This window comes from Pseudomonas sp. FP1154 (assembly GCF_030687245.1).
Lineage (GTDB): Bacteria > Pseudomonadota > Gammaproteobacteria > Pseudomonadales > Pseudomonadaceae > Aquipseudomonas > Aquipseudomonas rhizophila.
The window spans coordinates 2,071,924-2,084,668 of the sequence record NZ_CP117465.1; the positions used below are offsets into that span (position 1 = coordinate 2,071,924).

14 protein-coding genes are annotated in these 12,745 nt (G+C 58.4%); 4 read left to right on the forward strand and 10 right to left on the reverse strand.

From position 1 onward, the window contains the following. Window positions 1-169: 169 nt before the first annotated feature. Both PSH91_RS09375 and PSH91_RS09380 read right to left on the reverse strand, forming a co-directional pair. On the reverse strand, window positions 170-433 hold the full coding sequence (locus PSH91_RS09375; protein ID WP_047227228.1) for a DUF4404 family protein: 264 nt from the start codon (window positions 431-433) through the stop codon (window positions 170-172). A gap of 109 nt (window positions 434-542) precedes the next feature. Continuing rightward, window positions 543-1,163 carry an HAD family phosphatase gene (locus PSH91_RS09380; RefSeq protein ID WP_305467943.1) on the reverse strand — a complete coding sequence of 207 codons (621 nt, stop codon included), beginning with the start codon at window positions 1,161-1,163 and terminating at the stop codon, window positions 543-545. Window positions 1,164-1,362: 199 nt separating this feature from the next. Here PSH91_RS09380 and PSH91_RS09385 point away from each other — a divergent pair, with 199 nt between their 5' ends. The 3 genes from PSH91_RS09385 (at window position 1,363) to rssC (ending at window position 4,061) form a co-directional block, all read left to right on the forward strand. Beyond that, entirely contained in the window at window positions 1,363-2,052 is a 690-nt protein-coding gene (locus tag PSH91_RS09385; RefSeq protein ID WP_047227230.1) for a VacJ family lipoprotein, read from the forward strand. A 345-nt stretch (window positions 2,053-2,397) separates the two neighbouring features. Beyond that, on the forward strand, window positions 2,398-3,579 hold the full coding sequence (rssB, locus tag PSH91_RS09390; protein ID WP_076385574.1) for a two-component system response regulator RssB: 1,182 nt from the start codon (window positions 2,398-2,400) through the stop codon (window positions 3,577-3,579). Continuing rightward, window positions 3,579-4,061, forward strand: a complete 483-nt coding sequence (rssC, locus tag PSH91_RS09395; protein WP_047227232.1) for an anti-sigma factor antagonist RssC — start codon at window positions 3,579-3,581, stop codon at window positions 4,059-4,061. Before rssB ends, rssC begins: the two co-directional genes overlap by 1 nt. A gap of 211 nt (window positions 4,062-4,272) precedes the next feature. Here rssC and tal read toward each other — a convergent pair whose 3' ends face one another. Together tal and dusA are read right to left on the reverse strand one after the other, a co-directional pair. Further along, window positions 4,273-5,199 carry a transaldolase gene (tal, locus tag PSH91_RS09400; protein ID WP_047227233.1) on the reverse strand — a complete coding sequence of 309 codons (927 nt, stop codon included), beginning with the start codon at window positions 5,197-5,199 and terminating at the stop codon, window positions 4,273-4,275. Window positions 5,200-5,377: 178 nt separating this feature from the next. Beyond that, on the reverse strand, window positions 5,378-6,388 hold the full coding sequence (gene dusA / locus PSH91_RS09405; RefSeq protein WP_305467945.1) for a tRNA dihydrouridine(20/20a) synthase DusA: 1,011 nt from the start codon (window positions 6,386-6,388) through the stop codon (window positions 5,378-5,380). A gap of 103 nt (window positions 6,389-6,491) precedes the next feature. Between dusA and PSH91_RS09410 the strand changes: the two genes are divergently transcribed. Next, window positions 6,492-7,643 carry a site-specific integrase gene (locus tag PSH91_RS09410; protein ID WP_305467947.1) on the forward strand — a complete coding sequence of 384 codons (1,152 nt, stop codon included), beginning with the start codon at window positions 6,492-6,494 and terminating at the stop codon, window positions 7,641-7,643. Here the strand turns inward: PSH91_RS09410 and PSH91_RS09415 are convergent. From PSH91_RS09415 to PSH91_RS09445, 6 genes are all read right to left on the reverse strand, one after another. Further along, window positions 7,618-7,893, reverse strand: a complete 276-nt coding sequence (locus PSH91_RS09415; protein ID WP_305467949.1) for a pyocin activator PrtN family protein — start codon at window positions 7,891-7,893, stop codon at window positions 7,618-7,620. The genes PSH91_RS09410 and PSH91_RS09415 overlap by 26 nt on opposite strands. Before the next feature lie 256 nt (window positions 7,894-8,149). Further along, a complete protein-coding gene (locus PSH91_RS09420) occupies window positions 8,150-8,695 on the reverse strand; it encodes a DUF2786 domain-containing protein (RefSeq protein WP_305467951.1) in 546 nt (181 codons plus the stop codon). A gap of 276 nt (window positions 8,696-8,971) precedes the next feature. Further along, window positions 8,972-9,235 carry a hypothetical protein gene (locus PSH91_RS09430; RefSeq protein ID WP_305467955.1) on the reverse strand — a complete coding sequence of 88 codons (264 nt, stop codon included), beginning with the start codon at window positions 9,233-9,235 and terminating at the stop codon, window positions 8,972-8,974. A 57-nt stretch (window positions 9,236-9,292) separates the two neighbouring features. Continuing rightward, on the reverse strand, window positions 9,293-9,499 hold the full coding sequence (locus tag PSH91_RS09435; protein ID WP_305467957.1) for a hypothetical protein: 207 nt from the start codon (window positions 9,497-9,499) through the stop codon (window positions 9,293-9,295). Next, window positions 9,496-9,834 (reverse strand): hypothetical protein, encoded by a 339-nt coding sequence (locus PSH91_RS09440; RefSeq protein ID WP_305467958.1) that lies wholly within the window; start codon window positions 9,832-9,834, stop codon window positions 9,496-9,498. The genes PSH91_RS09435 and PSH91_RS09440 overlap by 4 nt, the downstream gene beginning before the upstream one ends. 58 nt (window positions 9,835-9,892) lie before the next feature. Then, the gene (locus PSH91_RS09445; RefSeq protein WP_305467959.1) at window positions 9,893-12,745 is read right to left on the reverse strand and encodes a toprim domain-containing protein; all 2,853 of its coding nucleotides are present in this window, start codon (window positions 12,743-12,745) and stop codon (window positions 9,893-9,895) included.

Genomic DNA, 12,745 nt, shown 5'->3' on the forward strand with positions numbered 1-12,745 from the left:
ATAATCCTGTGGGAGCGAGCCTGCTCGCGATGAGTCAGGCACATTCAGCATTGATGTTGGCTGAGCCACCTATCGCGAGCGGGCTCGCTCCCACAGGGGATTACATTTCATATCGTGAAAAATGAAAAGCCCCGCTATCAATAGCGGGGCTTTTTTGCATCTGGCGGGTTTAGATCCCCATGTTGCCCAAGGCTTGTACGATGTTGCGCAACGTCCCGGCAATAGTGGGGTGATCCAGTTCGAAGCGCTCGACGGCCAGGTTCACACCATCGACCAGGTCGGCATTCTGAAGCGAATTATCCAGTTCGATCTCGGCTTCGAGCTGAATCATCAGTTGATGCAGATTCTCGCGCTCCGGTTCGGAAAGCGGCGGGTTCTGTTCCAATTGCTCGCGCAGTTCATCAAGTTGTTTCTGCAATTCGCGGGCAGGCATTGGCGTACTCCCTTTATTGATAGGCACAGCCATGGACCGCGACGGTGCGTCAAAAGTCCGTGGCTTGCCTTAAGAGTAATCCACCCTCGTGCACCCTGCATGATCTCGGTCAGGGCTTTTCACCTTTGAGCCGACGCAGGCTGATATCCGCCAGGCAGGTGTCGAGTTCACCCAGGTGATCGATCACCGAATGCACGCCCAGGCCGAACAACTGCACGGTGGCTTTGGCGCGCTTGGTCTCTCGTTCCTGTTGGCTCAGGAGCTGCCATTCGTTCGGCGCCAGGCCACACAGCGAGCCGCAGGACGCCAGGCCGATGGTCCACAAGCCGGCATTGAGCCCCGACTGCAACAAGCGCGGCTCGCCGCTGACCAGCACGCAACCGTCCAATTGCTGGACGTTCAACGCCATCAAGGCCTGCCAGCAGGCATGCGGGGCCGGCCACGGATAATTTGTTGCGGGAAGTTGCGGCGATTTGATCCACGCCGGTAACGAAGCAGCCAGGCTATGACTGATGGCAGGTGGCAGTTCGTCGAGCCAGGCGCAGGGAATCTCCTGAAGCTGCAAAAGGCGCAGGCTTTCGAGGGCGCCGGGGGTTGGCTGCGAATGCTCGGTGGGCACTGCTCCTGACTGTCGCGCCCTTGCCCCGAAATCCACCAGACAACCGCTCAAGCCAAACAGTACGGCGGTCAGGCTGGGGGAGGGCAGGGGCAGGGTTTCGGCGCGGGGCATGGGAACGTCCTTGAAATATCCCGCAGCCTAACGTGCCTCAATGACAGTCCAATGACAGTGAAATGAAGGCGCCGGGTGCGGAAAAATCCTACGAGCAGCTTCTCTTTCAGTGCTGTCTATCCAAGCGTTCCGCTTTATACTAGCGCCCTTACCGCCTGGGCTCGGCGCCCTTGCCTGAATAATCCAAGGAGTTTTCCCTATGCGCTGGAGCCATTGTCTAGCTCAGCTGTGTTTGTCTGCCTGCGTCCTGCTAGTCCCCTTCGCCGCCCAGGCCGCAACGGAAGACGATCCTTGGGAAAGCATCAACCGCCCGATCTTTACCTTCAACGACACCGTTGATACCTACGCACTCAAGCCGCTGGCTCAGGGTTATCAGTACGTGACGCCGCAATTTCTCGAAGACGGCATCCACAACATGTTCCGCAACATCGGCGACGTGGGCAATCTGGCCAACAATGTCCTGCAGGCCAAACCGGCCGCAGCCGGGGTCGACACGGCCCGGTTGATCTTCAACACCACCTTCGGCCTGTTGGGGTTCTTCGACGTGGGCACCCATATGGGCCTGCAACGCAGCGATGAAGATTTCGGCCAGACCCTGGGTTATTGGGGAGTCGGCAGTGGCCCGTACGTGATGCTGCCGTTGTTGGGACCAAGCACCTTGCGTGACGCGCCGGCCAAGCTTGTCGATGACTACACGGCCCCTTATCGTTACATCGACAACGTCTCGGTGCGTAACTCGATCTTCGGTCTGAACATCGTCGATACCCGCGCCAGCCTGTTGTCCGCCGAAAAACTGGTGAGTGGCGACAAGTATGTGTTTATCCGCAACGCCTTCCTGCAAAACCGTGAATTCAAGGTCAAGGATGGCCAGGTCGAAGATGATTTTTAATTTCGCCCGGTAACCCCAGGAAGGCGGCCTCAGGGCCGCCTTCTTTGTTTTGAGGCACTGTTTAAGCAGGGATCGAACCTTCCATTGAGTTACGCTTCGCTCGGTTCTTATAACTCTCTGTACTTTGACAAACCAAGACGGCAAGCGGCTATCTGCATGAGCTTGAAACGCCCCGCGGATGGGAGTACCGTCTGCGCCTTAGAAGGGCACCTCTGATGTAACTGTGTGTAGGACAAGGGCCTACATCCGGTACGACAGAGAGGCTAGAAAGCGAATCCAGTAGTGAGCGCCAGGCCCAGTTGCCCAGCCCGCTACGCCAACCTAATTCTGGCGCCGTTTGCCCACATGCCAAAAACCAGTGCCACGCTGCTGATAATCGATGATGACGAAGTGGTGCGAGCCAGCCTCGCAGCCTACTTGGAAGACAGTGGTTTCAGCGTCCTGCAGGCCAGCAACGGTCAACAGGGTCTTCAGGTATTCGAGCAAGACAAGCCCGACCTGGTCATCTGCGACCTGCGCATGCCGCAGATGGGCGGACTCGAACTCATTCGCCAAGTCACCGAGCTTTCCTCGCAGACCCCGGTCATCGTGGTTTCGGGTGCGGGCGTGATGAACGACGCGGTTGAGGCGTTGCGCCTGGGCGCGGCCGATTACCTGATCAAGCCCCTTGAAGACCTGGCCGTGCTCGAGCACTCGGTGCGCCGGGCTCTGGACCGTTCGCGCCTGTTGGTGGAGAACCAGCGTTATCGCGAGAAGCTGGAAACCGCCAACCGCGAGCTGGAAGCCAGCCTGAACCTGTTGCAGGAAGACCAGAACGCCGGCCGCCAGGTGCAGATGAACATGTTGCCGGTCAGTCCCTGGACCGCCGACGATTTCCGTTTTGCCCACCAGATCATCCCGTCTTTGTATCTGTCGGGGGATTTCGTCGACTATTTCCGGGTCGATGAACGTCGAGTGGCGTTCTATCTGGCGGACGTTTCCGGCCATGGCGCTTCGTCAGCGTTCGTGACGGTACTGTTGAAGTTCATGACCACGCGCCTGCTGTTCGAATCCAAGCGCAACGGCACGTTGCCTGAGTTCAAGCCATCAGAAGTCCTTGGTCATATCAACCGGGGCCTGATCAGTTGTAAGCTGGGCAAACACGTGACAATGGTCGGTGGGGTCATCGACGAGGAGACGGGTTTGTTGACCTATAGCATCGGCGGTCATCTGCCGTTGCCTGTGTTGTATACGCCTGACAGTGTTCGTTACCTGGAAGGGCGTGGTTTGCCGGTGGGCCTGTTCAACGAGGCCACCTACGAAGACCACGTACTGGAACTGCCACCGACCTTCAGTTTGACGCTGATGTCTGATGGCATTCTGGACCTTTTGTCAGAACCTACACTCAAAGAGAAAGAAGCGGCCTTGCCTGAACGGGTAAGCGCAGCGGGCGGCAGCCTGGAAGGCTTGCGTCAAGTGTTTGGATTAGCCACGCTAGGGGAGATGCCGGATGATATCGCCCTGTTAGTGTTGAGCAGGAATCTTTGATGAGTACCGGTAGAATCCAGTTCGCCGAGCAGGACGGCACCTTTGTCCTGAAGTTTGTCGGTGAAGTGCGTCTGACTCTCTGTTCGGCGCTGGATGCGACTATTGAGCGGATCTTCACCGCGTTGAACTTCAACGCCATCGTGATCGACCTGACCGAAACCCGCAGCATCGACAGCACCACCCTGGGCCTGCTGGCCAAGCTGTCGATCCTGTCGCGGCAAAAGGTCGGCCTGCTGCCGACCGTGGTCACCACCCACAACGACATCACCCGGTTGCTGCAATCCATGGGCTTTGACCAGGTATTCAATATCGTCGGCGATCCCGTGCCATGCCCTGAGTGCCTGGACGATCTGCCCGATCAGGATCAATCGGAAGAGGAAGTGCGGATCAAGGTGCTCGAAGCCCATAAGATCCTCATGGGGCTGAACGACTCCAATCGTGAAGCGTTCCATGACCTGGTGAGTGCGCTGGAGCGGCCCTGATTCATAGGTTTTGCGTAGACTGAGCGGGCCTCATCGCAAGCAGGCTCGCTCTCACAAGGTCTCGCATCGACCACGATCTCCGAATCTGCACAAATCCCCCTGTGGGAGCGAGCCTGCTCGCGATGGCGCCCGGCCAGCCGCCACCTTCCCAAGCCTATAAAAAAGGGCGAACCCACCCAGGTTCGCCCTTCTTTATGACTTCGAAATCACCTCAAAGCTTGGCTTGCAGCAACGCCTCAAGCTTCTCCTGGTCCCGGGCGAACTGACGAATGCCTTCAGCCAGTTTCTCAGTCGCCATGGCGTCCTCGTTGGACAACCAGCGGAACTGCGCTTCATTGAGGCTCAAGCGCGCCTCGCCGGCTTGCCCAGGCGCCAGTTTGCGTTCCAGCTTGCCCTCGTCAGCGGCCAGTTTCTCCAGCAGATCCGGGCTGACCGTCAAACGGTCGCAGCCGGCCAGTTGCTCGATCTGGTTGAGGTTGCGGAAGCTTGCGCCCATGACCACGGTCTTGTAGTCATTGGCCTTGTAGTAGTTGTAGATACGCGTCACCGACTGCACGCCCGGATCATCGGCACCGGTGTAGTCGTTGCCGTTGGCCTTCTTGTACCAGTCGTAGATGCGGCCGACAAAAGGCGAAATCAGGAACACGCCGGCATCGGCACAAGCCGCAGCCTGGGCGAAGGAAAACAGCAGTGTCAGGTTGCACTGGATGCCTTCACGCTCCAGCTGCTCGGCGGCGCGAATACCTTCCCAGGTGGACGCGATCTTGATCAGCACGCGATCGCGGCCAACGCCGGCCTTTTCGTACAGGTCGATCAGGCGATGCGCACGTTTCAGCATGGCCTCGGTGTCGAACGACAGACGCGCATCCACTTCAGTGGAAATACGCCCCGGAATCACCTTGAGAATCTCTTGCCCGACCGCCACGCCAAAACGGTCGCTGGCCAGGCCCACATCGCCCTTGCAATCGGCCACACAGGCGTTCAGCAGCTCGGCGTAGCCTTGAATGGCCGAGGCCTTGAGCAGCAGGGAAGGGTTGGTGGTGGCATCCACGGGTTTAACGCGGGCGATGGCTTCGAAGTCGCCGGTATCGGCCACTACGGTAGTGAATTGTTTGAGTTGTTCCAGCTTGGAAGTCATGAGCGTGCTCTGTCCTATGGGTCTGTTGACATTACCCGAGGGCCGGCAGCCACTCAAGGGCGTGAAGGGGGATCGATGGCCCCAGCGGCAACAACCTGAAAACGGATGTTTGAAAGGCCGGGGCGGGTATCGGTAGATACGATGCCAAAACAGGACTCAGGTTCAAAACAAGTGACGGTCAGCGTCCTTCCAGCATGCCCGCCGCCTGATCCAGCAGCGCCAACGGGTCTTTGGTTTTGTGGATGTCCACCGACAACAACTGCCGAAAACGGCGCGCCCCAGGAAACCCGGTACCCAGCCCCAGTACATGGCGAGTGATGTGATGCATCGCTCCGCCGGCGTCCAGGTGCTTGGCGATATAAGGCCGCAACTGCGCCAACGCCTCGGCCCGACTGATGACAGGTGCGCTGCTGCCAAACAGTTGTTGATCCACCTCGGCCAGCAGATACGGGTTGTGATACGCCTCGCGCCCCAGCATCACACCGTCGAATGTCTGCAAATGCTCGTGGCAGGCTTCCAGCGTCTTGATCCCGCCGTTGAGCACAATCTCCAGCTCCGGGAAATCCTTCTTCAACTGTGCCGCCACGTCATACCGCAGCGGCGGGATCTCACGGTTCTCCTTGGGCGACAGCCCCTCCAGAATCGCAATCCGCGCATGCACGGTAAAACTCGTACAACCGGCGTCACGCACCGTCCCGACGAACTCACACAACTGCTCGTAACTGTCCCGCCCGTTGATCCCGATCCGATGCTTGACCGTCACCGGAATCGACACAGCATCACGCATCGCCTTCACACAATCGGCCACCAACTCAGGATGCCCCATCAGGCATGCACCAATCATGTTGTTCTGCACGCGATCGCTTGGGCAGCCGACGTTGAGATTGACCTCATCATAGCCATGCTCCTGAGCCATCCGCGCGCACGCGGCCAAATCGGCCGGGACACTGCCGCCGAGCTGAAGCGCCAGGGGATGCTCGGCTTCGTGGTGGCGCAGGAAACGCTCGTGATCGCCGTTGAGCAACGCGCCAGTGGTGACCATCTCGGTGTAGAGCAGGGCGTGTTTGGAGAGGATGCGTAGGAAGAACCGGCAGTGGGGGTCAGTCCAATCCATCATGGGTGCAACACTGAAGCGCCGAGACAGCGTAGGCCGCGTATTTACTGGGCTAAGGCTCTGTTTATCTAGCATTTTACTCAACGTGTTCTGGGCGTGATTTCGGGCGTTTTCAGGCGTTTTTTAGGGCTCGGTGGTACGATGTACCACTTAAAAACTGACGCGTACCACTTTTGACATGGCGACTATCAGGGCAAGAAAACTGGCGGATGGGTCTGTTAGCTACACGGCTCAGATCCGCATCAAGCGCGACGGAGTGCAAGTCTATCAAGAGAGCCAAACCTTCGCCCGAAAACAGGCGGCGCAGGCCTGGGCACGCAAGCGCGAATCCGAATTGGATGAACCTGGTGCGATTGAGCGGGCGAGCCGCAAAGGCGTCACGCTCAAAGACATGATTGACCAGTACCTTATCGAGGTTGAGAAGGCCCGGCCGCTGGGCAAGACCAAGCGTGCAACCCTTACGGCCATAGGCGAAACGTACATGGGCAAGCTGGCCGATACAGAGGTCAACACCCAATGCCTGGTCGATTACGCGTTATGGCGGATGAGCCCCGAGGGGGGAGGCGTCCAGGCGCAGACCGCCGGCAACGACCTGGCCCACCTCGGCGCGGTGCTTTCCATCGGCAAGGACGCTTGGGGTTACCAGCTTGATCCTCTGGCGATGGGGGGCGCACGGCGCGTACTGCGCAAGCTCGGCTACAACTTGAAAAGCCGCGAGCGTGACCGGCGCCCTACGTTGGACGAGCTGGGGGCGCTCATGAAGCACTACCAGGACATGCAGGCCAGGCGTCGAAGCATTATCAACATGATGAAAGTGGTGGGCTTCGCCTTGTTTTCGACGCGTCGCCTCGACGAAATCACCCGGATTCGCTGGGACGATCTCGACGAGCCCGGCCAGCGGGTGCTGGTACGCGACATGAAGAACCCGGGCCAGAAGATCGGTAACGACGTGTGGTGCTACCTGCCAGACGAGGCCTGGAGGATTCTCAAGACCATGCCCCGTGCCGGCGAAGATATTTTCCCCTATAGCCCTGAATCAATTTCCTCATCCTGGGCGAAGGCCTGCAAGATCCTGAATATCCAGAATCTGCACTTCCATGACCTCCGGCACGAGGGTGTAAGCCGTCTGTTCGAAATGGACTGGGATATCCCCCGAGTGGCGAGCGTTTCAGGACACAGGGACTGGAATTCGTTGAGGCGCTACACCCACCTACGTGGCAAGGGGGATCGCTATGTGGGTTGGGAATGGTACGAAGAGATATTGAGGGCGCCCGTCCAACTGGGCGCCGCATCAATGAAGTGGCTTAAAAGGCGTGTTTTAACCCGTTGAGCTGGCTGTTCTCTTTAACCGCGGCTGCGCGCTGTAGATCGAGATACGCAGCCAGGTCGGTTAAGTGGATCCCCCTGGCCGACTTCTGGCTACGTTCCAGGCGGGTGATGGGTATCTTGATCTGACCGCTCATCACCTTGCGCTGGAACATGTCAGGTGTCAGGTGCGTGAAGTAGTCCCGGCAAACCTGCTCCAGCGAGATAATCGCTTGGCCGTCGTACTGGGCCATCAGGATAAAGGCTGTGTTCATGATGTCTCTCACATCCGAAACGATTGATGAATGAGCGTCGGCCGGGCGGTACGTCCTGCAGGTTGCGCCTCGTTCGCCTGAATCTCGCAAATGAACCTGTGCCTATTCCGATTCGTTGCGCTCAGCGCGTTGGTGAGCCGTGGCAACGCGCCGATACATTGCTCATAGGCATCCGGCCCATGCCAGCTCTGGGCAGGCAAAACCTGGCAGTCAGTACGAGTTGCGTCGCTGCATAAGTACAAAAGCAAGAGGACCGTCATACGTTCCCCTTCCGCCCAAGGCGGGGGCGGACAGGTGTTGGTTTTATCGCTGAAGCCATAGAGACGACCCGCATATCGCTCTCGCTCAGCTCCATCTCCTTACTGCCTGATGGGGTTGCGGGAAATAATCGGTTGGCCTGTACAAATGCGGAGAAGGCCTCGTCGAAGTGCGCGGCCAGCGCGTTTCGCAATGCGTCGTAGTGAAGCTTGAACTCAATTGCCTCAGCCGGTGTAACTTCCACGCCGACCTTCTTTGGTCGGCCCCGGCTGGTGTACAGGCCAGGTGTACATATGTCGCACACCTTGGACATGATCTGCGCCGCGAGCCTACGGTCGTACACGTTCAAAATCGGAAACCAACGGATTTCTCGGCACTCGTCGTTTAAGTCGTCGATGGTTAAACCGTGACGCGCTAACAAGTTATTCAGCATGCGTTGCGCATTATCCTTCTCGCCGCCTTCGCCACGCTCTGCGAGGGCCATTAGCTTGCGTAGCTTGGCCTGGACCTTCGCATCGCCTCCACGGGGCATGTTTGCTTGCATGGTGCTTCTCCTCGTAAGCGGTGGGGGAGTTGCCGCTCCCCCGTTCCGCCTTTTTTGATAGTCAGCGTGCGTATCGACGCGTTTTGTTTTGTCTGATCGCTTCCCGCTCGGCCATAAGAGCGGCCCACTCCAGCGATTTGCGCTGCTGCCGAATACGGCTACAGGCCTGGTGCTTGCGGGTGGAGCGCGCTTTGCCACAGATATCGCAGCGGCTGGGCAGGTCGAGGCGTTGACTTGCCATGACTGGCCGTGTCCGCGCTGGGCTGACAGCCATAATTACTTCCCTCCCATGAGCATGCGTGTCAGGGCGTTGGGTTGGCCGTCCGGTGTCAATTTGTTCAGCGGCTGGGTGGTGGTGCGTCCATTGGCGCTACGCAATGTGGCTACGTCGCCGTCGATCTCTTCGATCACAGCTTTGCGAGCACTGAAGCGATAGCTGCGACCGCCGCCACTGATTGCCACGTAGCTGACCGTGTCGCCGATAGCCAACGGGGTTGTGGTAGCCTCTGCGGCGCTACCTTGGGTTTGATTCACTTGCATGGTGCTTCTCCTTTGGTGGTAGGTGTCGGGGAGTTGCCGCTCCCCGGCACCGTCTTTTCAGGCCGTTCTGGCCTGGTCTTGCTTAATGATCGCTATGACTTCGTCCCGATCCTTCGCATACGCGAAAGGCAGTTCGCCGCCTGGGCGAGTGATCGGGTAGCGCGCTTCAGGCAACCGGCACTCGGCCACCGTGTAGCCGCTGTCGGTAATCCAGCAGTTCTGCTGCACTTGTCCGTCTCGGTTGCGTTTCGCTGCCCACTTCATGCCCAGGCCCTGCGCAGGTCCTGCCAGATCGCATCGCCGTCGGGGAAGTAGGTGTGAACCTCTTGCTCGGGGCTGTTATCCAGCCGCAGGACGGCAATGCAGTCGTCGAATAGGCCAGCGTCGAGACGGCGCAGCTCGGTCAGGTCAAACGGATGTGCCGGGCCGTTGTACAAACCGAGCAGAAAGCGCCCGATGACCCCGCTTTGCCCGGTGTCGCGTTGCGCGACCGGCAGCAAGCGAACAAGCGCCTCGACACCGGCTTTGCGGATGGCCGGACGCTCGGCCTGGTACTGGAACAGCTCGTCAAAGGCATCTTTGAGAGTTTCGTTTTGCATGGTGCTTCTCCTCGAATGGCAGGCGTTGCCGCGCCTGGTGTGTGTTGCTGTCGATTGGTCAGGCCTGGAAGTGCCAGCACTTCACGATGGGCTGCTTGGTGATGACCGCGTTGCTGTGCTTGGCCTGGTGAGCCCGCACCGCGCTATCCGTCGCTTTGTTGATGTCGATCAGCTTTCGAGAGCGGGAGTCCTTCAGCCGCTCGCGCAGCTCGCTGACATCGGCAATTTTCTGGCGATGTTCTGCGGCGCACTTCACGAAGTCGTTGAGGTTGATGGCGATGATGTTGTCTTTCTTGCTGTGGTTGACCACGGGCCCATCGGCGTCGAGGCCTTCCAGGTACTCGTACACCTCCCAAAATTCGGCCACGACCGGATGATCGGAACTGATGGAGGCCTGGCGCTCTATCGCCATGCGAATAATCTGGGTGCGGGTGTTGCTGATCTGCGCATCGGTGAGCGAAACCACCATTCGCAGGCAGTCGAGCAACGCGAGCAATTGGGCGTGGTTCTTGTTGATCCGCTCGACACGGATATAGCCGCGCAGCTTGTTGCCGCAATGTACGCAGTCGCTTTGTTCATCTTTGAAAGGAGTGTCGCAAGCGAAGCAGTGCGAGTGCAGGCAGCGCAGTTTCGCTTCGTAGCCGGGCAGGCACTGTGCAAACAGATCCATGACCTCGGCTTCTTTGCGCACGGCCTGCAACACGAAGTTGCTCAGCGTCGCGCCTTCCAAAGCGTTGAGTAAGTCCGCAGCTGCGCGGCTCTCTGGGGTCACGTTCGGCCGCACGAAGTGCAGTTTGACGATGCGGGTCATGATCGCTTCAGAGGCCACCACCGGCGCGTTCTGGCTGATGGCAATGGTTCCCCGGAATGGCGGCTCGTACGTTTCGTTGCCGGCGGTTTTAACCCCTTTAGTCGCCAGCGTGCCGCCGCCGTAATAATCCTTCAGCTCATCCCATTCGAAAGTTTTGGCGTGTGCCTTGTCCTCACCACTACGGTCGGATTCCAGCAACACGATAGGCATGCCAGACACCTGGCCCATCAAGCGGCTGCGGCCGGCCTTGGTGGATTTGGACGGGTCGAAGCCCTCATACCCATCACGGCCGAGTAGCTTCCATAACAACGTCAGCAAGGTTGTCTTGCCGGCACCGGCTTCACCGGTGGCCTCAAGGAAGGGGAACGACTGGTAGCGATGACGAATTTGCTCGGCGAACAGCGAGCCGAACCAAAACGTCAGAGCGACGATGCCCTGGGTACCGAAGCATTGCCAGAGCAGATCCAGCCAGCGCGGGTCATAGTTCTTCGCGTCTTTGGTGAGTTGGATCTTGACTCCTTTCTGCAAGCTCTTGAGTTTCAGCTTGCCCATTTCGAAAAACTCTTCTTCGTTGATGGTGATCAGTTGCCCTTCGCGAACGGCCACGTCGTTGAATACATAGCACCCGTACTCCCGGCTGTAGCCGACGTAGTCGATGGTCTGGACGGTTTTAATGCCGAACAGTTGGTCTTTCATGATCTTGTCCAGCTGCTGTCCGCTGCCGGTGAACACCGCACCGGCGCCCATGCCGAGAAGTCGTTTCTTAAACTCGCTGGCAGCAGCGACCTGGCCGCCCGTGAAGGTGTTTTTCACAGAGCCACCGTCGTGCGGGAAATCGACGCGGAAGAAATACCAGGACTCGTCGGTTATCTCGTTGCGCTGGAAATACAGTGCCTTGGGGTAGCAATTCGCGATCTCGACCACGCAGCCAGACATGCGCAGTGCCTTTTCGCGAATGGCCTTTTCGTTGAGTAATTGGTCTTCTTTTTTGTCGCTGTCATCGAGCGCCTGTTTGGCGCTGTTGAACTTGGAAATATCCAACTTCCACCAGTACAAGCGGGAGTCGAAACAGAAGTGAAACTCCTCCCGTTCCCGCCACTGGTACATGAGCAATGCTTTATCGGTGGCGCTCTCGGCGATCAGCAGAGCGCCCTGATGCTTGGCTTCTTTGAGGTCTTTGTCGATCCGCTGGGCACGTGCCTCGTCACCGTCCAGAAACGCCCAGCGTTGATGCAGATCGTTCCAATCGACCTTGCGAGCATCTGGTTGCGGGATCTGCGCGGCCTCGCAAACGAAACCCAGCTCGCGAGCCTGCCTGACCCACGACTTGGTGTACTTTTGCGCGCCAGGCTCGTTATCCAGGGCCCAGACCAACTTCGGCGGCTTCCCGCTACGGTCCGCTATCAAGGCCTTTAACGACTCTTCGGGAAAAGCGTTGGAGGACAACGCGGCGACTGCGGAAATGCCGTTATGGATGAGCGCTATGGCGTCGAAAATGCCCTCGACGATCCACAGTTCATCAACCTGGAGAACATCGACACAAGGTGGACACCACCAGTAGCCCTTGTAGCTTTGCTTGGGTTGGAAGCGAGCCTTCTTCTTACCGAAGCGTGAGGGCTGGTCGATCAAGCGCTCCCAGTACCCGCCGTGCTCCAGGGGGAATCGCACCGTGGCCGAGCCAATATTCAGGTCGCGGTCAAAGTAACTTTCCTGGGTGTACCAGCCCTCAATCAGCTCCAGCCGAAAGCCGCGAGCAAAGGTGAGGTATGCCTTTGCAGTAGCTGTTGGCTCATCGTTGGTGGCTGGCGCTCGCTTGCTCCAGTCGTCAAAAAGGTCGGGGTAAAGCTCCTTGACTGGGGCCTGGTATCGGCACTTGTCCTCACGGCCGCAGCGAATAAACCAGGGTTCATCATGGCGAGAAAACAAGCGCTTCTGGTTGCACTGAGGGCAAGTGCCCTTGCGCATGTAATTCGTACCGACCATGTGTTGCAGGCCGTAATCGGACTCAAGGCGCTGAAGCACATCAGCGCGCAGCTTGTGTTCCATGGGCTTACGTACATAAGTTTTTGAGCCATGGGAAATGTCGAGTCGCTTATTCAT